This window comes from Neobacillus massiliamazoniensis (assembly GCF_001048695.1).
Lineage (GTDB): Bacteria > Bacillota > Bacilli > Bacillales > Cytobacillaceae > Neobacillus > Neobacillus massiliamazoniensis.
Genome location: NZ_CVRB01000009.1, coordinates 15,039 through 40,483 on the forward strand (window position 1 = coordinate 15,039; position 25,445 = coordinate 40,483).

Annotated in this window: 25 protein-coding genes; all 25 read left to right on the forward strand. The window is 40.1% G+C overall.

Annotated elements, in window-relative coordinates; genetic code table 11:
- Nucleotides 1-94 precede the first annotated feature (94 nt).
- The 25 genes from yabG to BN1082_RS26630 all read left to right on the forward strand — a co-directional run bounded on the left by yabG (nucleotide 95) and on the right by BN1082_RS26630 (nucleotide 25,370).
- Nucleotides 95-964: a sporulation peptidase YabG gene (gene yabG, locus BN1082_RS26510; protein WP_425412238.1), complete on the forward strand. Its 870-nt coding sequence runs from the start codon at nucleotides 95-97 to the stop codon at nucleotides 962-964.
- A 311-nt stretch (nucleotides 965-1,275) separates the two neighbouring features.
- Entirely contained in the window at nucleotides 1,276-1,539 is a 264-nt protein-coding gene (veg, locus tag BN1082_RS26515) for a biofilm formation stimulator Veg (protein ID WP_090640424.1), read from the forward strand.
- Between the two features lie 427 nt (nucleotides 1,540-1,966).
- On the forward strand, nucleotides 1,967-2,152 hold the full coding sequence (locus tag BN1082_RS26520) for a small, acid-soluble spore protein, alpha/beta type (protein WP_090640426.1): 186 nt from the start codon (nucleotides 1,967-1,969) through the stop codon (nucleotides 2,150-2,152).
- Between the two features lie 442 nt (nucleotides 2,153-2,594).
- On the forward strand, nucleotides 2,595-3,464 hold the full coding sequence (gene ispE, locus BN1082_RS26525; protein WP_090640429.1) for a 4-(cytidine 5'-diphospho)-2-C-methyl-D-erythritol kinase: 870 nt from the start codon (nucleotides 2,595-2,597) through the stop codon (nucleotides 3,462-3,464).
- Between the two features lie 56 nt (nucleotides 3,465-3,520).
- Nucleotides 3,521-4,345 carry a pur operon repressor gene (gene purR / locus BN1082_RS26530; RefSeq protein ID WP_090640431.1) on the forward strand — a complete coding sequence of 275 codons (825 nt, stop codon included), beginning with the start codon at nucleotides 3,521-3,523 and terminating at the stop codon, nucleotides 4,343-4,345.
- Nucleotides 4,346-4,720, forward strand: coding sequence for a RidA family protein (locus BN1082_RS26535; protein ID WP_090640434.1), 375 nt, complete (start codon nucleotides 4,346-4,348; stop codon nucleotides 4,718-4,720).
- Between the two features lie 449 nt (nucleotides 4,721-5,169).
- On the forward strand, nucleotides 5,170-5,460 hold the full coding sequence (gene spoVG / locus BN1082_RS26540) for a septation regulator SpoVG (protein WP_007084183.1): 291 nt from the start codon (nucleotides 5,170-5,172) through the stop codon (nucleotides 5,458-5,460).
- Nucleotides 5,461-5,790: 330 nt separating this feature from the next.
- Nucleotides 5,791-7,164: a bifunctional UDP-N-acetylglucosamine diphosphorylase/glucosamine-1-phosphate N-acetyltransferase GlmU gene (gene glmU, locus BN1082_RS26545; RefSeq protein WP_090640435.1), complete on the forward strand. Its 1,374-nt coding sequence runs from the start codon at nucleotides 5,791-5,793 to the stop codon at nucleotides 7,162-7,164.
- A gap of 23 nt (nucleotides 7,165-7,187) precedes the next feature.
- Nucleotides 7,188-8,144 (forward strand): ribose-phosphate diphosphokinase, encoded by a 957-nt coding sequence (locus BN1082_RS26550; RefSeq protein ID WP_090640438.1) that lies wholly within the window; start codon nucleotides 7,188-7,190, stop codon nucleotides 8,142-8,144.
- Between the two features lie 150 nt (nucleotides 8,145-8,294).
- Complete coding sequence (locus tag BN1082_RS26555; RefSeq protein ID WP_090640440.1) at nucleotides 8,295-8,930, forward strand: 50S ribosomal protein L25/general stress protein Ctc; 636 nt, start codon at nucleotides 8,295-8,297, stop codon at nucleotides 8,928-8,930.
- A 610-nt stretch (nucleotides 8,931-9,540) separates the two neighbouring features.
- Nucleotides 9,541-10,101, forward strand: coding sequence for an aminoacyl-tRNA hydrolase (pth, locus tag BN1082_RS26560; protein WP_090640517.1), 561 nt, complete (start codon nucleotides 9,541-9,543; stop codon nucleotides 10,099-10,101).
- A 150-nt stretch (nucleotides 10,102-10,251) separates the two neighbouring features.
- On the forward strand, nucleotides 10,252-10,482 hold the full coding sequence (gene fin, locus BN1082_RS26565; RefSeq protein ID WP_090640443.1) for an anti-sigma-F factor Fin: 231 nt from the start codon (nucleotides 10,252-10,254) through the stop codon (nucleotides 10,480-10,482).
- 373 nt (nucleotides 10,483-10,855) lie between these two features.
- Nucleotides 10,856-14,395 carry a transcription-repair coupling factor gene (gene mfd / locus BN1082_RS26570; RefSeq protein WP_090640445.1) on the forward strand — a complete coding sequence of 1,180 codons (3,540 nt, stop codon included), beginning with the start codon at nucleotides 10,856-10,858 and terminating at the stop codon, nucleotides 14,393-14,395.
- Between the two features lie 129 nt (nucleotides 14,396-14,524).
- Nucleotides 14,525-14,731 carry a hypothetical protein gene (locus tag BN1082_RS27930; protein ID WP_090640448.1) on the forward strand — a complete coding sequence of 69 codons (207 nt, stop codon included), beginning with the start codon at nucleotides 14,525-14,527 and terminating at the stop codon, nucleotides 14,729-14,731.
- A gap of 113 nt (nucleotides 14,732-14,844) precedes the next feature.
- Nucleotides 14,845-15,381 (forward strand): stage V sporulation protein T, encoded by a 537-nt coding sequence (gene spoVT / locus BN1082_RS26580; RefSeq protein ID WP_090640451.1) that lies wholly within the window; start codon nucleotides 14,845-14,847, stop codon nucleotides 15,379-15,381.
- Between the two features lie 110 nt (nucleotides 15,382-15,491).
- Nucleotides 15,492-17,114 carry a putative polysaccharide biosynthesis protein gene (locus tag BN1082_RS26585; protein ID WP_090640453.1) on the forward strand — a complete coding sequence of 541 codons (1,623 nt, stop codon included), beginning with the start codon at nucleotides 15,492-15,494 and terminating at the stop codon, nucleotides 17,112-17,114.
- A 4-nt stretch (nucleotides 17,115-17,118) separates the two neighbouring features.
- Nucleotides 17,119-18,585, forward strand: a complete 1,467-nt coding sequence (gene yabN, locus BN1082_RS26590; RefSeq protein WP_090640456.1) for a bifunctional methyltransferase/pyrophosphohydrolase YabN — start codon at nucleotides 17,119-17,121, stop codon at nucleotides 18,583-18,585.
- Nucleotides 18,586-18,601: 16 nt separating this feature from the next.
- Nucleotides 18,602-18,880 (forward strand): RNA-binding S4 domain-containing protein, encoded by a 279-nt coding sequence (locus tag BN1082_RS26595; RefSeq protein ID WP_090640459.1) that lies wholly within the window; start codon nucleotides 18,602-18,604, stop codon nucleotides 18,878-18,880.
- A 73-nt stretch (nucleotides 18,881-18,953) separates the two neighbouring features.
- Complete coding sequence (gene yabP, locus BN1082_RS26600; protein WP_090640463.1) at nucleotides 18,954-19,256, forward strand: sporulation protein YabP; 303 nt, start codon at nucleotides 18,954-18,956, stop codon at nucleotides 19,254-19,256.
- Entirely contained in the window at nucleotides 19,253-19,888 is a 636-nt protein-coding gene (yabQ, locus tag BN1082_RS26605) for a spore cortex biosynthesis protein YabQ (RefSeq protein WP_090640466.1), read from the forward strand. The genes yabP and yabQ overlap by 4 nt, the downstream gene beginning before the upstream one ends.
- A 12-nt stretch (nucleotides 19,889-19,900) precedes the next feature.
- On the forward strand, nucleotides 19,901-20,284 hold the full coding sequence (locus BN1082_RS26610) for an FtsB family cell division protein (RefSeq protein ID WP_090640469.1): 384 nt from the start codon (nucleotides 19,901-19,903) through the stop codon (nucleotides 20,282-20,284).
- Nucleotides 20,285-20,379: 95 nt separating this feature from the next.
- Complete coding sequence (locus tag BN1082_RS26615) at nucleotides 20,380-20,814, forward strand: S1 domain-containing RNA-binding protein (protein WP_090640471.1); 435 nt, start codon at nucleotides 20,380-20,382, stop codon at nucleotides 20,812-20,814.
- A 260-nt stretch (nucleotides 20,815-21,074) separates the two neighbouring features.
- Complete coding sequence (gene spoIIE, locus BN1082_RS26620) at nucleotides 21,075-23,555, forward strand: stage II sporulation protein E (protein WP_090640474.1); 2,481 nt, start codon at nucleotides 21,075-21,077, stop codon at nucleotides 23,553-23,555.
- Between the two features lie 95 nt (nucleotides 23,556-23,650).
- Nucleotides 23,651-24,388, forward strand: coding sequence for a vWA domain-containing protein (locus tag BN1082_RS26625; protein ID WP_090640476.1), 738 nt, complete (start codon nucleotides 23,651-23,653; stop codon nucleotides 24,386-24,388).
- Nucleotides 24,357-25,370, forward strand: a complete 1,014-nt coding sequence (locus tag BN1082_RS26630; RefSeq protein WP_090640479.1) for a serine/threonine protein kinase — start codon at nucleotides 24,357-24,359, stop codon at nucleotides 25,368-25,370. Before BN1082_RS26625 ends, BN1082_RS26630 begins: the two co-directional genes overlap by 32 nt.
- The last annotated feature ends 75 nt before the right edge of the window (nucleotides 25,371-25,445 follow it).

Below are 25,445 nucleotides of genomic sequence, written 5' to 3' on the forward strand. Positions count from 1 at the left end.
TAAAAGGGCATTTGCATAGCCTATTTAAAGAAAACTTTATTTGAAAGGCCTATTTCCTGGTCTTATTGGAGTGACAGCAGTGGATATAAAATTAATGGAAATGGTCGGCAGACGGTCATATCACTGTGATATTCTGTTTCGAGTAATCGATATCCGGGAAACAAATGGTCGGAAAATGGCCGTTTTATATGGTGAAGATTTCCGTCTGATTGCGGATGCACCATGCGAAGATTTAGTCATCATTAATCAAAATGATAGGGTTAGGATGACACAGGAGTACAGAACCCTAGAAGAACAGTCTTTTCGGCTTTTTACGCAAGATGTGTATCTACTAAAGGAGAGGCAGGAATATGAGGCAACAAGCGGCTATGTGAAGCCAAGCAGTTATTTTCAGATTCCTGGCAAGGTTCTCCATTTAGATGGCGATCCAAATTATTTGAGGAAATGTATGGGGTTGTATGAAAAAATAGGCGTACCTGTCATTGGCATCCACTGTAATGAAAAGGAAATGCCGAATAAAATAGGTGAACTGATTGACCATTATCGGCCTGATATTTTGGTTATTACCGGACATGATGCTTATTCCAAGGCGAAGGGCAAGATTAGTGATATTAACGCCTACCGCCACTCGAAGCATTTCGTCCAGACGGTAATAGAAGCAAGAAGAAAAGTTCCTCATTTAGACCAACTTGTTATTTTTGCTGGTGCCTGTCAATCACACTTTGAGTCACTAATTAATGCTGGTGCCAATTTTGCCAGTTCTCCAACAAGAATTAATATTCACGCCCTCGACCCCGTATACATTGTCGCAAAAATAAGCTTCACACCGTTTATGGAAAGAATCAACGTTTGGGATGTGCTACGCAATACGTTAACAGGAGAAAAAGGATTGGGAGGTTTAGAAACAAAAGGAGTCTTACGAACAGGAATGCCCTATCGACCTGTAAATAATGAAGAAGAATAAGCCTTTACGGAAAATAGGGCTTATTTTTTTAGCTAATAGGGGAGTATAAATTTACTCAATTTATACTTTCCTATGTCACAAAAATTAAACTCAGTCTTACGAACGGTCTTAACGTTTTTTTCCTTTCGGCGAGTTTTCATTTATTTATACATAATTCTGTCCAAAATAGGCAACTATAACTAATGTTGAAATTTAGAAGAAAAAGTAGAGGAAAAAATGTTGACAATTAAATTGTTGTGCTGATATAATTTATATTTTTATTTGACATAACTGTGTCAATGTGATAAACTTTACATAGTGAGGTGGACCGAATGCCAAAAACTTTAGCCGATATAAAAAAGGCTCTTGATTCAAATTTGGGTAAAAGATTGTTACTTAAGGCAAACGGAGGACGCAGAAAAACAATTGAACGTTCAGGTGTGTTAGCTGAAACGTACCCATCTGTTTTTATTATTGAGTTAGATCAGGATGAAAATGCTTTTGAACGGGTTTCTTACAGTTACGCGGATGTTTTAACGGAAACAGTTCAAATCACCTTCTTTGAAGATACAACAGGACATGCAGCGTTAAGCTAAAGTATATAAGCAATGAATGGCAGTAAACGAGAGTTTACTGCTTTTTGCTTTTTTTAGAAACGTCTTAAACTAGTTGGGGCTGAGCAAGCGCTTTCGCTTTTCTTATTGTCTAGCTGCAGCGCCTAGCCCCTCGAGGTCATAAGCCACTTCCAAAATGAAGGCAAAGAGCGCCTTCTTTTTGGAAGCGTCTTATGCTTGTCGGGGCTGAGCAAGGCGCTTTCGCCTTTCGTATTGTCTAGCTGCAGCGCCTAGGGGCTCGGGTCATAAGCCAATCCGTCAAGAAGGTTAAAAAGCAACCTTCATGCCGGCTCGTCTTATGCCTGTCGCCCCTGGACGAGGCGCTTTCGCTTTTCGTTTTCCCTATCACTAATTCTAAAGGTTTTATTACATACTAATAATGCTGCATGTGATGAAAGGGGTTGTTTAGATGGGTAGAAGAAGAGGGATTATGTCCGATCAGTTTAAAGAAGAACTGGCAAAAGACCTTGGCTTTTATGACGTTGTTCAAAAGGAAGGCTGGGGCGGTATCCGGGCAAGAGATGCAGGAAATATGGTGAAACGCGCCATTGAGCTTGCAGAGGAACAGTTGCGGAGTCGGGGACAACAATCGTAAGCCCTAAGTTCGGACCAGGATGGTCTGGCTTCTAATAAGTTTAAACAAAAACAAATCATTCACTGCGGCAATGCCAGAGGGGTTAACCTTCTGGTATTTAATTTTTATAAGAAAAGTATATAATTTTGACTTTGAGAATGGTCCAGCTCCATAAGAGTTAGCTTCGAAAGCGATACCTCGCACGCCGAAAAACGTGAGTTTTTCGGCGGAGGTGCCATCGGCTCGAGGTCACAAGCCAATCCGTCACGAAGGTTAAAAAGCAAACCTTCATGCCAGCTCGTCTTGTGCTTGTCGACGATAAGCGGGCGCCTTCTTTTCTGAATTCAGGACTTTTTTCTCTATCGTTGATTTGGTAGGATTATCATAGTCGTGTCTTACAATAACCCTTTTGTGGTAAAATAGGACAAAACAGAACGGAATATACAGAAGTAGGTGGACAAGTTTGAAGCTTTTAGTAAAAGCACCGGCAAAGATTAATTTATCATTAGATGTTCTACATAAACGCCCTGATGGCTATCACGAGGTTGAAATGATTATGACCACAATTGATCTGTCCGACAGGGTTGAATTAACATTATTAAATCAAGACGCCATACATATTCTTTCCCATAATCGGTATGTCCCAGATGACCAGCGCAATCTAGCTTATCAAGCGGCGCAGCTTTTAAAGGATCGTTTTCAAATAAAACAAGGCGTAGTGATTTCAATAGAAAAAACCATTCCGGTTGCTGCGGGACTTGCTGGCGGGAGCAGTGATGCTGCTGCTACTTTAAGAGGGTTAAATAAGCTGTGGAATTTGGGCTTAACCTTAGATGAATTGGCTGTATTGGGGGCAGAAATTGGTTCAGATGTTTCGTTCTGCGTCTATGGAGGGACTGCTCTTGCAAAAGGACGTGGAGAAATCATTACAGAGCTTCCTGCACCGCCAACCTGTTGGGTGATTCTTGCCAAGCCTTTTATTGGTGTTTCGACATCTGATGTTTATCGGAGACTAGACGTAAATGGGATTAAACATCCGAGTATTCACGGCATGATTGAAGCGATTAAATGTAATGATTACCAAAGAGTGTGCCAGAATGTAGGCAATGTTCTCGAGGATGTGACGTTAAGCCTCCATCCGGAAGTTGCTCAGATAAAGGAGCAAATGAAGCGTTTCGGAGCAGATGCTGTTCTAATGAGCGGAAGCGGACCTACGGTGTTTGGAATTGTCCATCATGATTCAAGGATGCATCGAATTTATAATGGGTTGAGAGGGTTTTGTGATCAAGTTTTTGCGGTTCGGTTGTTAGGTGACCGTCATCCTCTTGAATAATTACGTACGATAATGGTATTATGTGGGTACAATATTCGCCTTTTAGGGGGGTCGCCATGAAATTTCGCCGTAGTGAAAGATTAATTGATATGACAAATTATTTACTTGATCATCCACGTCAGCTAGTACCGCTTACGTTCTTCGCAGAGCGCTACCAATCCGCTAAATCATCCATAAGTGAAGATTTAACAATCGTGAAAGAGACGTTAGAGCAAAGAGGAATTGGTACATTAAAGACCGTGCCGGGGGCTGCAGGAGGAGTCAAGTTTTTTGTAAAGGTAAGCGAAAAAGAGGTTACATTATTTATTAATGAACTTTGTGAGTTAATTGCACATTCTGATAGATTGCTACCTGGAGGGTATTTATATTTAACCGATATTCTTGGCAACCCCCAGATCGTGCAAAAGGCCGGACGAATTATTGCCTCTCGTTATGCAGATTCTCAAATTGATGTTGTGATGACGGTGGCTACTAAAGGAATACCTCTTGCCTATGCAGTTGCTAGTCAGTTAAATGTACCGGTTGTTATTGTGAGAAGAGATAATAAAGTAACAGAGGGGCCGACGGTAAGCATTAATTATGTTTCAGGTTCAGCTAAAAGAATCCAAACGATGGTCCTTTCAAAAAGAAGCCTCGCAGAAGGGTCTCGTGTCCTCATCGTCGACGATTTTATGAAAGCGGGCGGAACCGTAATGGGAATGATTAGTTTACTTGAGGAATTTAATGCAAGTGTTGCGGGTATTGCTGTTTTGGTTGAAGCAGAGAAAATCGAAGAGCGTCTCGTAGATGATTATTTGTCGCTTGTACAGTTATCGGACGTTGATGTAAAAGAAAAAAGGATTAATGTAAGAGAAGGAAATTATTTTAAGGGGCGAAAGTAAATGAAGATAGTTCAAACCAATCAAGCACCAGCAGCAATCGGTCCGTATTCTCAAGGAATGGTTGTCAATAATCTGTTCTTTAGTTCAGGACAAATCCCTTTGACTGCAGAAGGTACTATGATTCAAGGCGGGATAAAGGAGCAAACACACCAAGTTTTTCAGAATTTGAAAGCGGTCCTGTCAGCAGCAGGTGCATCTCTTGATACAGTAGTAAAAGCAACGGTATTTATCAAAAATATGGACGAATTTGCAGCTGTAAACGAAGTGTACGGAGAATACTTTTCTGCACATAAACCTGCACGTTCATGTGTTGAGGTTGCCAGGTTGCCAAAAGATGCCTTAATTGAAATTGAAGTGGTTGCGCTCGTAAAGTAAACGAGCGTTTTTTTTGTAGGCTGTGTTAAAGGTCATTGTTGATTTTTGAAACAATGTTGATTGGAGCGGAAGGCGCGAGACTCCTCGAAAATGCTATCGCATTTCCTTCGTGCGTGGGCGGATTCAAGGATGTAATTCAATGTCCTGCGGGAGTACGGGGCAGGGGAGATCCCACAGGCGCTTAAGCACCCAGGAGGCTCCCCGAAACGCCCGCGGATGCTTGCTTCTGGAGCGCAAATCAACAGGTAAGTTTAACACAGCCTTTTTGTAAATTAACAGGTTTCAACCATTAAGGTGGGTTTAATATTGTGAAAATAAAACCATTTTTTACAAACGTTCACTATTTTGACCTAATTTTTCAAAAATATTTTAAATTTAAGAAGGACTATTGAAGTTTTTGTGGAATTTATTAACTAGCATTTTATTTACAGAGAAAAGGGTGTGAGCACATGGAAGTAACAGACGTAAGATTACGCCGCGTTAATACTGATGGCCGTATGAGGGCAATCGCTTCAATTACATTAGATAACGAATTTGTTGTCCACGACATTCGTGTTATTGACGGAAACAACGGTTTATTTGTCGCTATGCCAAGTAAACGGACTCCAGACGGAGAATTTCGTGACATCGCGCATCCAATCAATTCTGGAACGCGCGGAAAAATCCAAGAAGCAGTTTTGGCTGAGTATCACCGTTTAGGTGAGATGGAAGTAGAATTTGAAGAAGCCGGAGCTTCATAAGGATTTTAACAACTAGGGCCTACTTCACAAGTAAGGCTCTTTTTATTTGATAAAGTTTATTAATTTCGACTTCGAGAATGGTCCGGCTCCAGCGCCTAGCCCCTTCCAAAATGAAGGCAAAAAACGCCTTCTTTTTGGAAGGGTCTTAGCTTGTCGGGGCTGATCAAGGCGCTTCCGCTTTTCTTTATTCTTCATCAACTCCACTAATTCCCTCTACATCCAGTAAATTTCCCTTATAAACAATTTTGACACTTTGCGTTCCTTCCTTGAAATGAATGACCAAGTACGATAATATTTGTAATGGATAAAAAGGTAAATGGAGGCCTGTTTATGTCTAATCGTTATGCTGTGATTTTGGCCGCGGGACAAGGAACGCGGATGAAATCAAAGCTTTATAAAGTATTGCACCCAGTATGCGGTAAACCGATGGTTGAGCATGTTATCGATCAAATCAAGAAGCTTCATATACAAGATATGGTCACCATTATCGGCCACGGGGCAGAAATGGTTAAAGCTCAGTTAGGAAACGTGTGTTCATATGCGCTTCAGGAAGAACAGCTTGGGACGGCACATGCTGTTATGCAAGCGTGTCCAAGATTAGAGGGGAAACAAGGGGTAACCCTTGTAGTGTGCGGTGATACCCCGTTAATTAGAGCAGAAACAATGGAAGCTCTTTTTAAGCAACATGAGGAATCATCTGCAAAGGCTACTATTCTCACAGCAAGCATTGAGAACCCGACAGGATATGGACGTATCATCCGTAATGATAGCGGCTTTGTGGAAAAAATTGTCGAACACAAGGACGCTACAGAGGAAGAGCGTAAAATAAATGAAATCAATACAGGGACATATTGCTTTGACAATATCGCATTATTTGAAGCATTAAAAAATGTTTCCAATGACAATGTTCAAGGGGAATATTATTTGCCAGATGTCATTGAAATATTGAAGAAACAAGGGGAAGTGGTAACGGCTTTCCAAACAAATGAATTTGAAGAAACATTAGGTGTCAATGATCGGGTAGCATTATCTGAAGCAGAGAGGATTATGCGACATCGTACGAATGAAGCTCATATGCGTAATGGGGTCACTATTATTGATCCTGCGACTACTTACATTGAAACAGATGTGGAAATTGGACGGGATACAGTTATTTATCCAGGTTCAATGGTAAAGGGTAAAACGATTATTGGTGCTGATTGCCAAATCGGCCCTAATACGGAAATTGATTCATGTAAAATTGGGGATGCAACCGTTATCCGCCATTCTGTAGCCAACGATAGCTTAATTGGGGACCGGGTCAATATTGGACCTTTCGCCCATATCCGCCCTAAATCAGCTATTAGTGATGACGTGAAAATTGGCAACTTTGTTGAGATTAAAAAGTCGAATTTCGGCACAGGAAGCAAAGCAAGTCACCTCAGCTATATTGGTGATGCGGAGGTTGGTAGCAATGTCAATATTGGCTGTGGTTCGATCACGGTTAATTATGATGGGAAAAATAAGTTCTTAACGAAAATTGAAGATGATGTCTTTATTGGCTGTAATTCTAATCTTGTTGCACCTGTTACAATCGGAAAAGGTTCTTATGTAGCAGCAGGCTCAACCATTACGAAAAACGTTCCTGGTGAGGCGTTGTCCATTGCCCGTGCTCGGCAGGAAAATAAAGAAAATTACGTTCAAAAGCTGAATTTTAAGAAATAAAGCTAATCATTCAGGAGGCCCTCATGTCAAATCAATATTTAGACCCAAATTTAAAGGTATTCAGTTTAAATTCAAATGTTTCCTTGGCGAGAGAAATTGCAAAAGTAATTGGTGTTGAATTAGGAAAAAGCTCTGTTATGAGATTCAGCGACGGAGAAATTCAAATTAATATTGAAGAAAGCGTACGTGGCTGTAATGTTTATGTGATTCAATCAACAAGTTCACCTGTTAATGAAAACCTCATGGAATTGCTTATCATGATTGATGCACTAAAGAGAGCATCTGCAAAAACGATTAATATTGTAATGCCATACTATGGCTATGCCCGTCAGGACCGTAAAGCACGCGCACGTGAGCCGATTACTGCGAAGTTGGTGGCAAACCTGCTTGAAACGGCCGGAGCCACTCGCGTATTATGTCTCGATTTGCACGCGCCGCAAATTCAAGGTTTCTTTGATATTCCAATTGATAATTTAATGGGTGTGCCTATTTTATCAGATTACTTTAAGAATAAAGAATTTAATGGGGATATTGTGATTGTTTCTCCGGACCATGGTGGAGTGACAAGAGCCAGGAAAATGGCAGAGCGCCTAAAAGCTCCTATTGCGATTATCGATAAACGTCGTCCAAGGCCAAATGTTGCTGAAGTCATGAATATTGTTGGTAATATTGAGGGTAAAATAGCAATCTTAATTGATGATATTATTGATACGGCTGGAACAATAACCCTTGCTGCCAATGCCTTGGTTGAGAACGGTGCAGCGGAAGTATACGCCTGCTGTACTCACGCTGTTTTATCAGGCCCGGCAATTGAAAGAATTCAAAATTCCAAAATTAAAGAATTAGTAGTAACAAATTCGATTGCGCTTCCGGAAGAGAAAAAATTTGACTGCATTATTAACCTCTCTGTTGCAGGGTTAATTGGTGAAGCGATTATCCGTATCCATGAGGATCAATCCGTAAGTACGTTGTTTGATTAATGTATGATGATAGGATCTGCTATTTAAGCAGGTCCTTCTGTTGTCATTTTTTCGTAGTTTTTAAGAGAATCTGTACTTTTATGTTTAGACCAACCTGTTTTGGGGAAATTTCTATATAGGAGTGAACTAAAATAGGAGGGTGATCAACACATGAGTACCGTTTTACAAGCAACCGAGAGAAAAGAGTTCCGAAATTCAGTCTTAAAGCAATTAAGGGATAATGGAAATATACCTGCAGTTATGTATGGAAAAAAGGTAGAAAGCAAGCCGATTTTTGTCAGCTCGGCTGACTTAACAAAAATCATTCGGACAGTAGGCAGGAATGGAGTCATTTCTTTGGATGTTAACGGCAGTAAACATGATGTCGTGTTAACGGATTATCAAGAGGATTCATTTAAAAAGGAACTTATTCATGTTGACTTTCTTGCCGTAGATCGGTCATCAAAAATAAATGTAATGGTAGTACTGATTCTCGTCGGTGATGCACCAGGTGTGAAGGACGGCGGTGTTCTGCAGCAGCCTGTACATGAACTATCGATTACCTCTACACCAAACGAAATACCACAGCATATTGAAGTAGACATTTCGAATCTTAAAGTCGGAGAAACAGTGACCATCGCTGACATTCTCTATCAAGGTAATTTTACGATCAACCATCCGGATGACGAATTAGTGGCATCGATTCTGCCGCCTAGACAAGAAGTGGAAATTAACGCAGGCGAACAACAAGCGGGCGGGCATCCTGATAACGAAGAAGGAAGAGAAACCGAACCGGTTAGTGAATAGAAAGCAAGACGTAACCATTAACGGTTACGTTTTTTGCGATTTTCTTTTACCCTTTTGGCTCTGTTAAACATTGACTTTGATTTTTATAAAAATTAGCACTCATTGTAAAACGATTTAATATTGATCATCAATAAATGCTTGTTAGAGGTTTAGTAATCTAAGCGACCGAAAACAGAGTGAAATCGAAAAAACAGTAGCTTATGGGGATTCTAAGCGACCGAAAACAGAGTGAAATCGAAAAAACGGTAGCTTATGGGGATTCTAAGCGACCGAAAATAGAGTAAAATCGAAAAAACGGTAGCTTATAAAGGTTCTAAGCGACCGAAAACAAAGTGAAATCGAAAAAACGGTAGCTTATAGAGGTTCTAAGCGACCGAAAACAGAGTGAAATCGAAAAAACAGTAGCTTATGGGGATTCTAAGCGACCGAAAATAGAGTAAAATCGAGAAAACGGTAGCTTATGTGGGTTTTAACCATGGCGATCCCCCTAAAAGGCGAATATTGTACTCTTGTAGCCGATTGGCGGGCGCCTTACTCTTTTCTTACAGGAGAAAAATAAATGTTAAAAAAAATATTTAGAGGATGGACTAAGCGGGAAGTGGTGGGGAAAATGAAATGGATTGTTGGTTTGGGGAATCCAGGAAAGCAGTACGAGCATACTCGGCATAATATTGGCTTTGAGGTAATCGACGCATTATCAAGCCAATTTGCTATACCGCTAGACCAGTCGAAATTCAAAGGACTGTATGGAATGGGCCATCACAAAGGGGAAAAAATTTTATTGCTGAAGCCTTTAACCTATATGAATTTATCTGGTGAATCCGTCAAAGCGGTAATGGATTATTATAAATTGGATTTGGAAGATTTACTTGTCATCTATGATGACCTTGATTTACCTGCTGGTAAAATAAGGCTTCGTCAAAAAGGGAGTCCAGGTGGTCATAACGGAATTAAGTCTACGGTGGCACATCTTGGTACACAACAGTTTAACCGAATTCGTATTGGGATTGACCGCCCTAAAAACGGGATGAGCGTGTCGGATTATGTATTAGGAAAATTCCATAAGGATGAGCAGCCGTTCATGCTTGAAGCCGTTAAAAAAAGTACAGATGCATGTGAGGCCTGGCTGGATAAACCGTTTTTACAAGTAATGAATGAATTTAATCAGTAAATGGTTCATGATAGCCCTTCTATTTTCATAAAATAAAGAAAACATCTATCGACAGTGATCTGACGGTGATGTGATCCGGTTGAAAATGTTGAATAATTTCTCCCTATCAAGTTAATACTAGTAGCGAATTGAGAATAGGGAGGGACGGGCGTGGCAATCCATTATCATTGTCGTCATTGTGGTACGAATTTGGGTTCTATTGAGAGGACATCTATACACAGCGAAACGCTTGGTCTTCATAAATTAACAGAGCGAGAAAGACAAGAAATGGTATCCTACGATTCATCAGGAGATATTCACATAGCTGCCATTTGTGAAAACTGTCAAGAAGCTTTGGAACGAACCCCAGACTACCATCAATATGATTATTTCATTCATTAACCGGCTTTGGAATGAACTCCAAAGCATTTTTCTGTTTAATAAATGGCATATTAGGGTATTAAGTATTTTGATTAATCAGAGTTTAAATCATTGGACATTGAGAATTGTCCAGTTACAGCGCCTAGGGGCTCGGGGTCATAAGCCAATCCGTCATGGAGGTTAAGAAGCAACCTCCATGACGGCTCGTCTTATGCCTGTCGCCCCTGAGCAAGGCGCTTCCGCATTTCTTATTGTCCAGCTACAGCGCCTAGGGGCTCTAAGGTCTACAGCCAATCCGTCATGAAGGTTAAAAAAGCAACCTTCAAGCCGGCTCGTCTAGCCTCGTGCCCCTGAGCAAGGCGCTTCCGCATTTCTATGAGAGGAGGATGATCGTTTGAAAGGTTTAAAATCATTGATTCTTCAGCAGGAGGATGTTCGCTCTATTATCTCCGGTGTGAAGGCAGGGCTAAAGGAACAGCTGATTGCCGGGCTATCTGGGTCGTCTCGAACCGTGCTGGCAGCTTCGATTTACGAACAAATGAAAAGGCCCATCATGATGGTTACTCATAATCTATTGCAAGCACAAAAGCTATATGATGACCTTGTGAATCTATTAAGTGAAGATGATGTTTTTCTTTTTCCGGCAAATGAATTAATTGCCGCTGAGATGAGCATTGCCAGCCCTGAATTAAAAGCCCAAAGAATTGAGACGTTGAACCATTGGAGCAAAAAGAACGAAGGAATATTAATTGTCCCCATCGCAGGATTACGAAAAATGATTCCACCTAAATCAAGGTGGAAAACCTATCAACTTTCAATCAAATTAGGGGAAGATATCGATATAGAGTCCCTATTAAATAAACTAGTTAAAATGGGCTATGTTAGGACGGAAATGGTCTCAACCCCGGGGGAATTTAGTGTAAGGGGCGGTATTATTGATATATATCCGCTGACTGAAGCTAATCCAATAAGAATTGAATTATTTGATACCGAAATTGTCTCGATTCGTTATTTCTCGCTCGAAGACCAGCGTTCGAAAGAAAAGGTCTCCGAAATGATGATTGGGCCGGCAACTGAGGTGTTGCTTGAAGCAGAGGACTATAGTCGAATCATAGGTAAACTAGAGGACAGCTTATCGGCTAGCTTAAGAAAAATAAAAGATGAAAAAGCCAAACTTCAACTGTCACAAAACATTAGTTATGAACTCGAACTTCTCAAAAATGGGCAGAAGCCTGACCAGGTCTTTAAATATTTATCACTAGCCTATGAAAGTAGAAATAGTTTGCTAGACTACCTGCCAAGCAATGGTATTGTGTTTATTGATGAAATAAGCAGAGTTCAAGAGATGAATGATTCCCTTGTCAAAGAAGAGGCAGAATGGTACATCTCATTGCTTGCAGAAGGTCAGATTGTTCATGATTTACATATGTCACATGACATTCAAGGGCTACTTCAAAAAAGGGAATTTCCTGTTCTCTATTTATCATTATTTCTTCGCCATGTAGCGAATACTAGCCCGCAAAATATTATTAATCTCTCCTGTAAGCAAATGCAAAATTTCCATGGGCAGATGCATTTGTTAAAGTCAGAAGTAGAACGGTGGAAAAAAGGCCATTATTCGATTCTATTTTTAGGACAGGATGAAGAGCGGGTACACAAACTTGAGCGTGTATTAGAGGATTACGATATTGATGTTACCCCTTTAACAGGAGACCAGCAGCTTTTACCTGGTAAGGTACAGATTATGAAAGGGAACCTGCAAACAGGCTTTGAGCTTTCCATTCAAAAGATTGCTGTCATTACAGAGGAAGAGTTATTCAATAAACGGGTAAAAAAACCAAAAAGCAGGCAAAAGTTATCAAATGCCGAAAGGATTAAAAGTTATTCTGAACTTCGGGTCGGCGATTATGTTGTCCACGTCAGTCATGGAATTGGAAAATATTTAGGGATTGAGACACTTGTTATTAACGGAATCCATAAAGATTATCTTCATATCCGCTATCAAGGAACAGATAAGCTTTACGTTCCGGTAGATCAAATTAATCTTGTTCAGAAATATGTAGGTTCGGAAGGAAAGGAACCAAAGATTTATAAGCTTGGCGGAACCGATTGGAAAAAAGTGAAAACGAAGGTCCAATCGTCTGTTCAGGATATTGCCGATGATCTCATCAAGTTATATGCGGAGCGGGAAGCGGCTGTGGGTTATGCCTTTACCCCGGATGGGGATATGCAAAGGGAATTTGATGCATCCTTCGCCTATCAAGAAACTGAAGATCAGTTGCGCTCCATTCATGAAATTAAAAAGGATATGGAAAGACCGCGCCCAATGGACCGATTATTATGTGGTGATGTTGGTTACGGTAAGACTGAGGTGGCCATTCGGGCAGCGTTTAAAGCGATTGCGGATGGGAAGCAGGTAGCCCTCCTTGTGCCGACGACAATTTTGGCACAGCAGCATTTTGAAACGTTAAGAGAAAGGTTTCAAGACTTCCCTATCAGTATTGGTCTATTAAGCCGCTTCCGTTCAAAAAAGCAACAAACGGAAACGCTTAAAGGACTTAAAGCTGGTACAGTTGATATTACCGTCGGCACACATCGCTTGCTGTCAAAGGATGTGGTTTATCGGGATTTAGGTTTATTGATTATTGATGAAGAGCAAAGGTTTGGGGTTACCCATAAAGAAAAGATTAAAAAGTTAAAAACAAATGTAGACGTGTTAACGTTAACCGCAACTCCTATCCCAAGAACTCTTCATATGTCCATGCTCGGTGTTCGGGATTTATCTGTCATTGAAACACCGCCTGAGAACCGTTTCCCTGTTCAAACCTATGTAATGGAATATAACGGTTCGTTAGTAAGGGAAGCCATCGAACGGGAGCTTGCCCGCGACGGACAAGTTTATTTTCTCTATAACAGGGTAGAGGATATTGAACGGAAAGCAGAAGAAATTTCTATGCTTGTACCGGATGCACGTGTTACCTATGCACACGGTCAAATGACGGAAAATGAACTAGAATCCGTGATGATTAGTTTTTTAGCTGGGGAATTTGATGTGCTTGTCAGCACGACAATCATTGAAACAGGGGTAGATATTCCCAATGTCAATACGCTGATTGTCTTCGATGCCGATCGAATGGGACTTTCCCAGCTCTATCAGCTGAGGGGCCGGGTGGGCAGGTCGAATCGTGTTGCCTATTCCTATTTTACGTATCGGAAGGACAAGGTTCTGACAGAAGTAGCAGAAAAACGACTCCAGGCCATCAAGGAGTTTACAGAATTAGGGTCCGGTTTTAAAATTGCGATGCGAGATTTATCAATTCGCGGGGCCGGTAATTTGTTAGGTGCACAGCAGCATGGTTTTATTGATTCCGTTGGTTTTGATCTTTATTCGCAAATGTTAAAAGAAGCGATTGAAGAAAGAAAAGGGGATCTTGTAGCTGAACAAAAAACAGCCACCGTCGAAATGGATTTAGAAATTGATGCGTATATTCCAGATTCATACATTAAGGATGGGCATCTAAAAATAGAAATGTATAAGCGGTTTAGGGGTGCGCAGACATTAGAAGATATTGAAGAACTACAAAAGGAAATTATTGACCGTTTTGGTGAATATCCGGATGAAGTCGCCTACCTTTTTCAAATCGCTGAAATGAAGGTCTATGCCATCCTCGCAGGTGTCGAGCTTGTAAAGCAGGTGAAACAGGAAGTTACGATCTTACTTAATGAAAGGGTAAGTGAAGAAATTGATGTTCACAAGCTCAAAAAGATTTGCAGTCAGTATGGAAGAACCGTTAACCCTGGAATGGAAGGTAAAAAGTTTAAGATGGTTATTCAAATAAGAGGATATGAAACAACAGCGTGGTTAAATATAGTTTATGAAACAATAAAAGGATTAAACGAGGCAAAAAAAGGCAAGGAAGAAACAGTAAAATAAGGTTGCTCCTGCCTCTAAATAAATCTGATTTTTAGACCTATCCAAGTTTGGAAAATTTATTGTAAATGTGACAAAAAATATAAACGTTTGTGTATAGAAGTTTCCAGATGAAAGATACTAAGTTCAAAGTTGGCGATTGCTAGAAAAGCGGAAGCGCCTTGGTCAGGGGCGACAGGCATAAGACGAGCCGGCGTGAAGGTTGGGTTTTACCTTCATGACGGATTGGCTTATGACCCCGAGCCCCTAGGCGCTGAAGCTAGACAAAGAAAAGCGGAAGCGCCTTCGGAACAAGCACAGCTTGTTCCTGCGAAGAGCATTCTAATGAGCATTCCTTAATGCTCAGGGGCGCTGAAGCCAGACAGTTATCTATGTTCAAAGCTATATTTCATATATTTAGCACTCAATCGCCAAGTTGAAAAAATCATCAGATGAAAGTGAGGCAACATTGGATGAAAGCAACTGGAATAGTTCGTCGAATTGATGATTTGGGGCGTGTTGTCATTCCGAAAGAAATACGCAGAACCCTGCGTATCCGCGAAGGGGATCCGTTAGAGATCTTTGTCGATCGAGACGGAGAAGTGATCTTGAAGAAGTATTCACCAATCAGCGAGTTAGGCGATTTTGCCAAAGAGTATGCAGAAGCCCTTTTTGACAGCCTCGGAAATCCTGTTTTGATTTGTGATAGAGACGCTTATATCTCCGTTGCTGGAGGATCTAAAAAAGATTATTTAAATAAAAACATTAGCGATCTAGTGGAAAAAACAATGGAAGAACGCAATTCCGTTCTTGTTACCCATCACGGAGATATTTCTTTGGCCGAAGGAAGCCAGGAAACTGTTACATCTTATACAATTGGGCCCATCATTGCAAATGGTGATCCAATTGGAGCAGTTATTATTTTTTCAAAAGAGGGAACGCTTAGCGAAGTAGAGAAAAAAGCGGTGGAAACAGCAGCAGGATTTTTAGCAAGACAAATGGAACAATAAAATAGAAAAGCGGAAGGCGCCATCGTCTCGAGGACACGAGCCGATGGCGCCTTCCGCTTTTTTTATTATTACTATATAATACTCTGTAGTTTGTTTTTGGTGGTGTATGAATGAAGCCTGTGAATCAATCGAAGGCTCTTTTTCGGGGAGCTTTCATTTTAACTCTTGCCTCTCTCATTACAAAAATTTTGAGTGCCTTTTACCGAATCCCGTTTCAAAACATCGTTGGGGATGTTGGTTTTTACATTTATCAGCAAATTTATCCATTTTATGGGATGGCTATTGTGCTTTCTACAACTGGCTTCCCAGTCGTCATTTCCAAGCTATATGCTGAACAGAAAGAAAAAGGCGATGAAGATAGGAATCGGCTCCTTCTTTTAACCTCGTTTCTCTTTTTGCAAGCTTTTGGGTTTCTTTGTTTTCTTGTGTTATATTTTGGTGCCGGACTAATCGCAGATTGGATGCATGATGAGCAGTTATCGGTTTTACTAAGAGTGGTTTCTGTTGTATTTTTAACTTTTCCGATTGTTTCTTTACTAAGAGGCTATTATCAAGGGATTGGGGAAATGGTTCCTACTGCCTTGTCGCAAGTTGGCGAGCAGACCACCCGTGTTTTAACGATTGTCCTGCTGGCGTACTTCTTCACAAAAGAGGGTTACTCCCTTTATTTTGTTGGTGGCGGTGCGATGTTTGGATCGATTACGGGAAGCATTCTTTCTGCTCTTATTTTGTTTACTTTTATCTGGATACGTAAAGAATGGGGAATAATTGCCCCAAAACGTGGGATGCTTAAGAATTACTCCCATGAGGCAAAGCTAATTTTAAAAGCTCTTGTGTTTCAAGGATTAGCTATTTGCATTAGCGGAATGCTGATGATTTTTATCCAAATGGCGGATGCTTTAAACCTTTATTCTTTGCTTGTATCAAACGGTGTTGGTAAAGATGTAGCCAAAAGCTTAAAAGGAGTATTTGACCGCGGTCAACCGTTAATTCAATTAGGTACGGTTGCTGCGACTTCGATGTCATTGTCGCTTGTTCCGCTCATTTCCAGTGGAAGGGTAAAGGAAAATCCCTCCTTTTTAAAAAATAAAATGATAACTGCCATCAAGATTAGTATGGTGATTGGTGTCGGAGCTTCTGTGGGATTATGGGCCATTATTCGCCCAACGAATATGATGCTTTTTGAAAATGAATCTGGCTCCTCCGTATTGGGTGTACTTAGTTTTGTGATTTTGTTTACTTCCATAATCACAACTATCATTGCCATTATGCAGGGGCTGGGGAAGATGCTCTTTCCTGCTGTTGCTGTTGCTGCCTCATTTCCAATCAAGTATGGTTTAAATGCTTTATTAATTCCATTATTCGGGACAATGGGTGCGGCAATATCCAGCGTCATCACATTAGCGCTAATCACACTGCTTTTGATATTTAAATTTAAACATAGTTTAGGCATAAGGATCTTTTCTTTAAGATTTCTGTTGACGCTTATAACAGCGGCGGCTGCGATGATTTTGTTTTTAAAGGGCTATTTATTTGTGACACATTTCATGTTGGGCGGTTATGTCGGTCCTCGAATAGAAGCAGCTTTTCAATCATTAAGCTCAGCGTTATTGGGAGGATTTTTGTTCCTGCTGATTATTGTAAGAGGGGGCGTGTTCCTACCTCATGAACTTACCTTATTTCCGTTTGGAAGCAAATTAATGCTGTTATTGCCTAAAAAGGATAGGAGTTAATGATATGAGAAAAAAAATTGAAATTATCGGCCTAGGGGCTGGGGACATAGACCAGCTGTCATTAGGGGTATATAAGAAATTAAAAAATTCGAATCATGTATACCTTAGGACAAAGGAACATCCTGTTGTGCAGGAACTGGAGAAGGAAGGCTTTCACTATCTATCTTTTGACTCCATCTATGAAAAGCATGATCAATTTGCGGATGTTTACGAGGAAATTGTCCAAACCTTATTGAATAATGCACAAAATGATTCGCTTATTTATGCTGTTCCGGGACACCCGCTTGTAGCGGAGCAAGCCGTACAGACTCTACTAGAAAAAGGACCATTAGCGGGTGTAGAAATCGCGATTGGCGGCGGACAAAGCTTTATCGATCCGCTATTTCAAGCACTAAAAATAGATCCTATTGAAGGTTTTCAGTTGCTAGATGGTACATCCCTTTCTTCAAACCAGCTACAAATTGACCAGCATATTTTTATCAGTCAGGTATATGATTCATTTGTTGCATCCAACGTAAAGCTAACTCTTATGGAAAAATTACCGGATGAGTATGAGGTCTATATCGTTACAGCTGCAGGCAGCAAGGATGAGGCCGTAGAAAAGGTCCCATTGTATGAGTTAGACAGAAGGGTAACCGTAAATAACCTCACCACTCTTTACGTTCCGCCTGTTAAGAATGAGCAAATCATGCTCAAGAGCTTCTCGAAGCTACGTGAAATTATTGCGGAATTAAGGGGGCCAAATGGCTGCCCATGGGATAAGGAACAAACCCATGAATCGCTAAAAAAATATTTAATAGAAGAAACGTATGAGGTGATGGCTGCGATTGACAGTGGTGATATAGATAACTTAATCGAGGAGCTTGGCGATGTTCTCCTTCAGGTGATGCTTCATGCACAAATTGGCGAAGATGAAGGGTATTTTTCGATTGATGAGGTAATTGAGACCCTTTCTGCGAAGATGATTCGCAGACATCCCCATGTCTTTGGTGAAACACAAGCTGACAACGCAGAAGAGGTCGTTCGTAACTGGGAAGAAATCAAGAAACAGGAAAAGGGAGAAACAACAAAGTCATTTCTTGATGGTGTTGAAAAATCACTGCCTAATCTTTTAAAAGCTTATGAATTGCAAAAAAAGGCTGCAAAAGTTGGTTTTGATTGGAAGGAAATAACGCCTGCATTAGAGAAAGTAAAGGAAGAGCTACAGGAGTTTGAGGATGAACTAACCGGGTTAAATGGCGATCAAGTCCGAGCTAAAAAAGAATTTGGCGATATATTGTTTGCGTTTGTGAATGTGGCAAGGTTCTTAAGGATCCATCCTGAAGAGGCTTTGTTTGAAACGAATGAAAAGTTTATTCGCAGATTCCGCTATGTTGAGGAAAAGGTAATGGCAAGCGGGAAGCCATTCGAGGAACATTCCCTTGAGGAACTGGATCTATATTGGGATGAAGCGAAAGTAAAGGGACTTTAAAATAGGGGGAGTAAGGATGCGCTTAGATAAGTTTTTGAAGGTTTCAAGATTAATTAAAAGGAGGACCTTAGCAAAAGAGGTTTCTGATCAGGGCAGAATTGAAGTGAACGGAAAAGAGGCAAAGGCAAGTACAACAGTTAAAGTTGGGGATGAGTTGACACTCCGCCTCGGGCAAAAGCGAGTTACAGTCAGAATTGACCGAATTCAAGAAACCTCACGGAAAGAGGATGCCGCTGAAATGTATACCATTTTGAAAGAAGAAAAGGTAGGTTCAGTAGAAAACGACATTGACTAGCTTGTTCTATTTCATCGTTTCTGCACATACATATGTACTAAATGGTTGTACAAATGATTGTGAGGGATGAATGATGAGCCAATTTTATGAGACGAACACAACAAAGGCGAATATTCCAGACCATGATGTCATCATGAGAGGCCGAAAGCTGCTTGATATTACTGGTGTTAAACAAGTAGAAAGTTTTGATAATGAAGAATTTTTATTAGAAACTTCGATGGGCTTTTTAGCTATTAAGGGTCAAAACCTTCAAATGAAAAATCTTGATGTCGAAAAAGGAGTCGTTTCCATAAAGGGAAAAGTCTATGAATTAGTCTATTTAGATGAACAACACGGGGAGAAAGCTAAAGGCTTCTTTAGTAAGTTGTTCCGATGACACTATCGACTCAATTTCTCACGATGCTATCCATGGTTGGGATGGGTTCGGCGTTTGGTGCGATGTTTGATACGTACCAGCGCTTTTTAAATCGACCGCAAAGAAAGTATTGGATTGTGTTCGTAAACGATGTATTATTTTGGATTCTTCAAGCTGTTTTAATCTTTTATACGCTATTTTTAGTAAATAACGGGGAATTAAGGTTCTATATTTTTGTTGCCCTCCTTTGCGGTTTTGCGGCGTATCAGAGCTTGTTTAAACGGATTTATTTAAGGTTCTTAGAAATTCTTATTTATTCTGTCCTTACGATCTGTAGATTTATAAAAAGCACCTTTCAAATTCTCGTATATAAGCCGATTGTTGGATTGATCCATTTGGTCCTCTTCATTGCCCTTTTTCTTGGGAGGGGAATCTATACCCTTGTTAAATTTGTATTAAAAGTTTTATTTACTGTTGTAAAATTTTGTATTTTCATTCCGTTCAAAAAAATATTTTTAATTTTATGGGATCTTTTGCCGAAAGGTCTTAAAAAAAACGTCGAGAAGTTATATAATAAAACAGCAGGAAATTTCAAGGAAATAAAGAATTATTGTAGTAAATGGTTTCATAAATGGAAAAAGCGAAAAAAGTAAGGAGGCTATGGGATGAGTGCGGTACGAGAAAAAAATGTGGCAAAAATTCAGACAACCTATGTAAAACAGCAGGAGTTTGCTGAAATTGCTTCAGCGAGGAAAAGGAAACTATTGCTTCGGAGGCTATCATTGTTCTTGGCTTTTGCCGTTTTTGTCTCGTATATCATGATCTCAAGCATTCTTTCTCAAAAAGCTACCTTGGATGCAAAAACTACTCAAAAAAAGCAGGCTGTAAAGCAATTAGCTGATTTAAAAAAGCAGCAGGATAACCTGAAACAAGATATTGTCAATTTAAATGATGATAATTACATTGCCAAGCTTGCAAGAAAAGATTATTTTTTCTCGGATAAGAATGAAGTCATTTTTAATATCCCTGAAAAAAAGAAGGAAAAATGAACCAACGAGTAGTCTTGTTGACACTGAATTTTTCCTTTCTGTATAATATATAGTAAGATTGATTTTTTATATTTTTAAGGAGGAACATTCTTTTTATGTCAATTGAAGTAGGCAGCAAGTTACAAGGAAAGGTAACAGGGATTACAAATTTCGGAGCGTTTGTGGAGCTACCGGATGGTTCAACTGGACTCGTGCACATCAGCGAGGTTGCGGACAACTACGTAAAAGATATTAATGATCATCTTAAGGTTGGCGACCAAGTAGAAGTGAAGGTCATCAACATGGAAAAAGATGGAAAAATTGGACTATCGATAAAAAAAGCAAAAGATAGGCCGGAGACACCAAGGTCTCATTCACACTCCCACACCGGGCGTCCTCGTCAGGGCAGAGCAAATGATCGGAATAACACTAAACCCGAAAACTTTGAATCAAAAATGGCACGTTTTTTAAAAGATAGTGAGGATCGTCTATCTTCCTTGAAACGTAATACAGAGTCTAAGCGTGGTGGACGTGGAGCTAGAAGAGGTTAACTTGCTGCTTATTGTTTAAAATAGAAGGCAGGTTTTTTGGGCTATTGAATAAGTAAAGACAAGTCACAGCGACTTGTCTTTTTTGTATTTCTAATATTTTTACAATTTTCCGACATATATTTAGTTTATTCATATTAATTGGGTAAAAATAGTGAAAACGGTCGAACGAATTTTTAAATTTTTTCAATAGTTTGACAAATTTTTAACTCTATCACTTTTATAATAGTTTTCAACGATAAAATGATAGGGGAGTGTAATTTATGGAAAAGGTAGAACGGAGATTCATAGAGCCAATTAGTGAAGTCAGCTTTGATCCAATAAAGCAGGATATGGCTAAGGGAATGAAAAAATTCTTAGTCAAGATCGAGTCCTTTTTTATCAAAAAGGGATACATTTTAGTGTTGTTAGGTTTTCTGCTCGGCCGTGCCTTAATCTTGTCTAAATTAACTCCTTTTAGTCTCCCGTTCTTTGCCACTATTTTTTTGCTGAAGCGGGATCTTGCACCACTTGCTCTGATTGGATTGATTGCTGGTGGGGCGACTCTTTCACTCGAAAATTCTGCTTTTACTTTCTTCATTAGCCTAACATTTCTAATTATCTTTCGAATTAGTAGGAAATGGCTCAAAAATGAGATGCGTGCCATGCCCTTTTTTGTCGGGATTATTCTAGGGGCCGGTAAAATAGCCGAAACCTTTTTACTTACAAAACAGTTGACATTGTATGATGGAATGATGGCAGGCGTACAGATGAGCTTATCGTTTATTTTAACGCTTATCTTTTTGCAAAGCATTCCATTGATCACCTTTAATAAACGCAGGCAATTGTTAAAAACGGAGGAAATTGTCTGTTTAATTATCATGATTGCCTCAATTATGACAGGTACCATTGGCTGGAACGTATATGGTTTATCTGTTGAACATATTATGTCGAGATATTTGGTCTTAATCTTTGCGTTTGTTGCGGGTGCAACGGTAGGGTCGACAGTAGGGGTCGTTACCGGGTTGATTTTTAGTCTTGCTAGTGTTTCGAGTTTCTACCATATGAGCCTGCTCGCTTTCTCAGGCGTCTTAAGCGGATTAATGAAGGAAGGGAGAAAGATTGGTGTAGCAATTGGTTTATTTATAGCAACACTGCTCATCGGAATGTATGGCGATGGAGGAGGGGGAGGCAATCTCTCCATCAATGTACTAGAAACGACAGTAGCCGTCATCCTATTTCTATTAACTCCACAGTACCTTACTTCTAGATTGGCAAAGTATATTCCAGGAACGCCGGAATTTACGTCAGAGCAGCAGAAATACTTGCGAAAAATGCGAGATGTAACAGCACATCGAGTGACTCAATTCTCAAATGTTTTCCAGGCCCTTTCAAAAAGTTTTTCACAAATAGACGTAGAACATGATGAGGACCAAAATCAGCGGGAAATGGACTTTTTCTTGAGTAATGTGACAAGAAAAACATGTCAAACATGCTTTAGAAAGGATCAATGTTGGTCTAAGAATTTTACTACAACCTATTCCTTTATGGAAGAGATGATCCATGAAATGGACCAAAATGGTGGAATTGTATCTAAAAAGCTATCAAGAGAATGGGAAAAATTATGTTCGCGTTCAAATAGAGTCTTTGATGCAATCGGGCAAGAATTGACTTTTTATCAAGCAAATCAAAAATTAAAAAAACAAGTACATGAAAGTAGAAAACTAGTAGCTGAACAATTATTAGGAGTTTCCGAAGTAATGGATGACTTTGCAAAGGAAATCCTGAAAGAGAGGGAAAATCATCATAAACAGGAAGAACAAATATTAGAGGCGATTCAGGAGTTTGGCATTCATATCGAACAAGTGGAGATTTATAGTCTAGAAAAAGGAAATGTCGATATTGAAATATCGATCCCTTATTGCCGTGGCCACGGGGAATGTGAAAAGTTAATCGCCCCGATGTTGTCAGATATTCTCGGGGAAACGATCGTCGTAAAAAGGGAGGAATGTGCCACATATCCAAGTGGTTTTTGCCATGCTACATTCAGTTCTTCGAAAGCCTACAAGGTAGAAACAGGGGTTGCCCATGCTGCTAAGGGTGGGGGATTTGTATCGGGAGACAGCTTTTCCACAGTTGAACTTGGTGGCGGCAAGTATGCAATTGCCATCAGTGATGGGATGGGAAATGGAGAAAGAGCCCATTATGAAAGCAATGAGACTTTACAGCTTTTGAAAAAAATCCTCCAGTCAGGTATTGAAGAAAAGACAGCGATCAAATCGATAAATTCAATTCTTTCCCTTCGGACAACAGATGAAATTTTTGCAACCTTGGATTTGGCCATGATCGACCTGCAAAACGCATCAGCAAGATTTCTAAAAGTCGGCTCAACCCCAAGTTTTATTAAACGAGGAAAAAAAATCATAAAAATTCAGGCAAGCAATTTGCCCATTGGTATTCTAGATGATGTTGAAGTGGATGTGGTAAGCGAACAGTTAAAAGCAGGCGACTTATTAATTATGATGAGCGATGGTGTCTTTGAAGGACCTAAGCATGTGGAAAATGTTGAAGCATGGATGAAGAGAAAAATTCAGGAGATAGAAACAGATGACCCACAAGAGGTTTGTGATTTAATCATGGAGGAAGTCATTCGTTCACGAGAGGGTTTCATTGAGGACGATATGACGGTGGCAGTTGCAAGAATAAAACACAATACTCCTAAATGGGCAAGTATTCCAGTCCAAAAAGTTAAGCGGATGGCCTAAACGATTATTTTGATCCTCTAGTCAAGGAAATATGTATAAATCCCGATGTCCTAGTCGAAAATGGTACTAATTACATGACTGGAGGGAGAAGGACTATGTACACTGGTAAAATACGTCAAATATTATTGATTACAGATGGCTGTTCAAATCAAGGCGAAAATCCTATTGCTATGGCTGCCCTTGCAAAGGAACAAGGTATCACCGTGAATGTCATTGGTGTAATGGAGCGTGATGTCATTGACGAAAAGGGAGTGACAGAAATTGAAGAAATTGCCCTATCAGGCGGCGGAGTAAGTCAGATTGTCTATGCCCAGCAGCTTAGTCAAACAGTGCAGATGGTGACTCGTAAAGGGATGACCCAAACAATCCAAGGAGTTGTCAATCGAGAATTACAGCAGATTTTAGGACGTTCGAAAACGATCGAGGACCTTCCGCCTGAAAAACGCGGCGAAGTCATGGAGGTTGTCGATGAATTGGGGGAAACTGTCGAATTAGAGGTGTTGATTCTTGTCGATACAAGTGCAAGCATGAAGCACAAGCTACCAACGGTTAAAGAGGCGTTACTTGACCTTTCCCTTAGTCTTAATGCCCGCTCAGGCAATAACTACTATTCTGTTTTTATATTTCCCGGGAAAAAGAATGATGTCGAAAATTTGCTGGACTGGACACCAAATCTACAAAAACTGACAACTGTTTTTTCCCAGCTTTCAACAGGTGGCATTACACCGACAGGACCCGCCTTAAGGACAGCGCTGTCATCCTTTAATCAACAGAAATCGGTAAGGAGCCTACTTTCAAACGATGATGAATCCTATCTCGAAGAATCAATGTAAAGTACCTTCTGGCACAGTTATTATCGGCAAATGGCATTCCAATCACTATACCATCTTAAAGGAACTAGGATATGGAGCAAACGGGATTGTCTACCTTGCACAGCATAGAAACACTCATGTCGCATTGAAAATGAGTGAGAACAGTATGTCCATTACTTCTGAGGTGAATGTATTAAAATCCTTTGCAAAGGTCCAAGGGTCAGCCCTCGGGCCTTCTTTGCTTGATGTTGATGATTGGCTCAAAGGGCGTGGTCAAATCTCCTTTTATGTAATGGAATATATCCATGGGCCAGACTTACTTAGCTTTCTTCAGCAAAAGGGAAAGTCCTGGACGACCGTTTTATTTTTGCAGCTTTTACATGATTTAAATAGGCTTCATGAAAATGGGTGGGTCTTCGGTGATCTAAAGCCTGAAAACCTGATTGTAACCGGGCCGCCTCCGAGGATTCGCTGCATTGATGTTGGCGGCACTACCATTCAGGGAAGGGCCATTAAAGAATATACAGAATTTTTTGACCGGGGGTATTGGGGATTGGGCACGAGAAAGGCAGAGCCCTCATATGATTTGTTTTCAGTTGCCATGATGATGATTAACACTGCCTATCCCAAAAGATTTAATAAAACAACCGGGGGAATTGAACAGCTAAAAGCGATGATAAGACAAAAATCAGAATTACTCCCACTTGAAAAAGTCATTCTCAAATCGCTGCAAGGGTATTACACCAGTGCAAAGCAAATGAGGTCTGATCTAGTAGATATAATGATGGATAAAAAAATAACAGAACCACCTACAAGACACTCAGGTTTACCCAACCAAAAGCAAACGCAATCTCCGTTACCGAAATCTAACACAAATGGAAAAAATACCAGACAAGCTTACCGAAAGAAGAAGAAAAAGAGCGGCTTGATTGAAACGTGGATCATTACCATTTTAATGATCATTATACTTGGAATAGGAATGTGGTATATTACTACAAAATAAATTTGAAACCATTCTTATGAATTTGCGTATAAATTAAGAAATATTTTTTTATTTTTCTTAATAAAATGAAGCCTT

What these genes read in the sequence shown, in the direction of transcription:
- yabG (WP_425412238.1), top strand. Translation starts at nt 95, where the DNA reads ATGGAAATGGTCGGCAGACGGTCATATCACTGTGATATTCTGTTTCGA.
- veg (WP_090640424.1), top strand. Translation starts at nt 1,276, where the DNA reads ATGCCAAAAACTTTAGCCGATATAAAAAAGGCTCTTGATTCAAATTTG.
- BN1082_RS26520 (WP_090640426.1), top strand. Translation starts at nt 1,967, where the DNA reads ATGGGTAGAAGAAGAGGGATTATGTCCGATCAGTTTAAAGAAGAACTG.
- purR (WP_090640431.1), top strand. Translation starts at nt 3,521, where the DNA reads ATGAAATTTCGCCGTAGTGAAAGATTAATTGATATGACAAATTATTTA.
- BN1082_RS26535 (WP_090640434.1), top strand. Translation starts at nt 4,346, where the DNA reads ATGAAGATAGTTCAAACCAATCAAGCACCAGCAGCAATCGGTCCGTAT.
- spoVG (WP_007084183.1), top strand. Translation starts at nt 5,170, where the DNA reads ATGGAAGTAACAGACGTAAGATTACGCCGCGTTAATACTGATGGCCGT.
- glmU (WP_090640435.1), top strand. Translation starts at nt 5,791, where the DNA reads ATGTCTAATCGTTATGCTGTGATTTTGGCCGCGGGACAAGGAACGCGG.
- BN1082_RS26550 (WP_090640438.1), top strand. Translation starts at nt 7,188, where the DNA reads ATGTCAAATCAATATTTAGACCCAAATTTAAAGGTATTCAGTTTAAAT.
- BN1082_RS26555 (WP_090640440.1), top strand. Translation starts at nt 8,295, where the DNA reads ATGAGTACCGTTTTACAAGCAACCGAGAGAAAAGAGTTCCGAAATTCA.
- pth (WP_090640517.1), top strand. Translation starts at nt 9,541, where the DNA reads ATGAAATGGATTGTTGGTTTGGGGAATCCAGGAAAGCAGTACGAGCAT.
- spoVT (WP_090640451.1), top strand. Translation starts at nt 14,845, where the DNA reads ATGAAAGCAACTGGAATAGTTCGTCGAATTGATGATTTGGGGCGTGTT.
- BN1082_RS26585 (WP_090640453.1), top strand. Translation starts at nt 15,492, where the DNA reads ATGAAGCCTGTGAATCAATCGAAGGCTCTTTTTCGGGGAGCTTTCATT.
- yabN (WP_090640456.1), top strand. Translation starts at nt 17,119, where the DNA reads ATGAGAAAAAAAATTGAAATTATCGGCCTAGGGGCTGGGGACATAGAC.
- BN1082_RS26595 (WP_090640459.1), top strand. Translation starts at nt 18,602, where the DNA reads ATGCGCTTAGATAAGTTTTTGAAGGTTTCAAGATTAATTAAAAGGAGG.
- yabP (WP_090640463.1), top strand. Translation starts at nt 18,954, where the DNA reads ATGAGCCAATTTTATGAGACGAACACAACAAAGGCGAATATTCCAGAC.
- yabQ (WP_090640466.1), top strand. Translation starts at nt 19,253, where the DNA reads ATGACACTATCGACTCAATTTCTCACGATGCTATCCATGGTTGGGATG.
- BN1082_RS26610 (WP_090640469.1), top strand. Translation starts at nt 19,901, where the DNA reads ATGAGTGCGGTACGAGAAAAAAATGTGGCAAAAATTCAGACAACCTAT.
- BN1082_RS26615 (WP_090640471.1), top strand. Translation starts at nt 20,380, where the DNA reads ATGTCAATTGAAGTAGGCAGCAAGTTACAAGGAAAGGTAACAGGGATT.
- spoIIE (WP_090640474.1), top strand. Translation starts at nt 21,075, where the DNA reads ATGGAAAAGGTAGAACGGAGATTCATAGAGCCAATTAGTGAAGTCAGC.
- BN1082_RS26625 (WP_090640476.1), top strand. Translation starts at nt 23,651, where the DNA reads ATGTACACTGGTAAAATACGTCAAATATTATTGATTACAGATGGCTGT.
- BN1082_RS26630 (WP_090640479.1), top strand. Translation starts at nt 24,357, where the DNA reads ATGATGAATCCTATCTCGAAGAATCAATGTAAAGTACCTTCTGGCACA.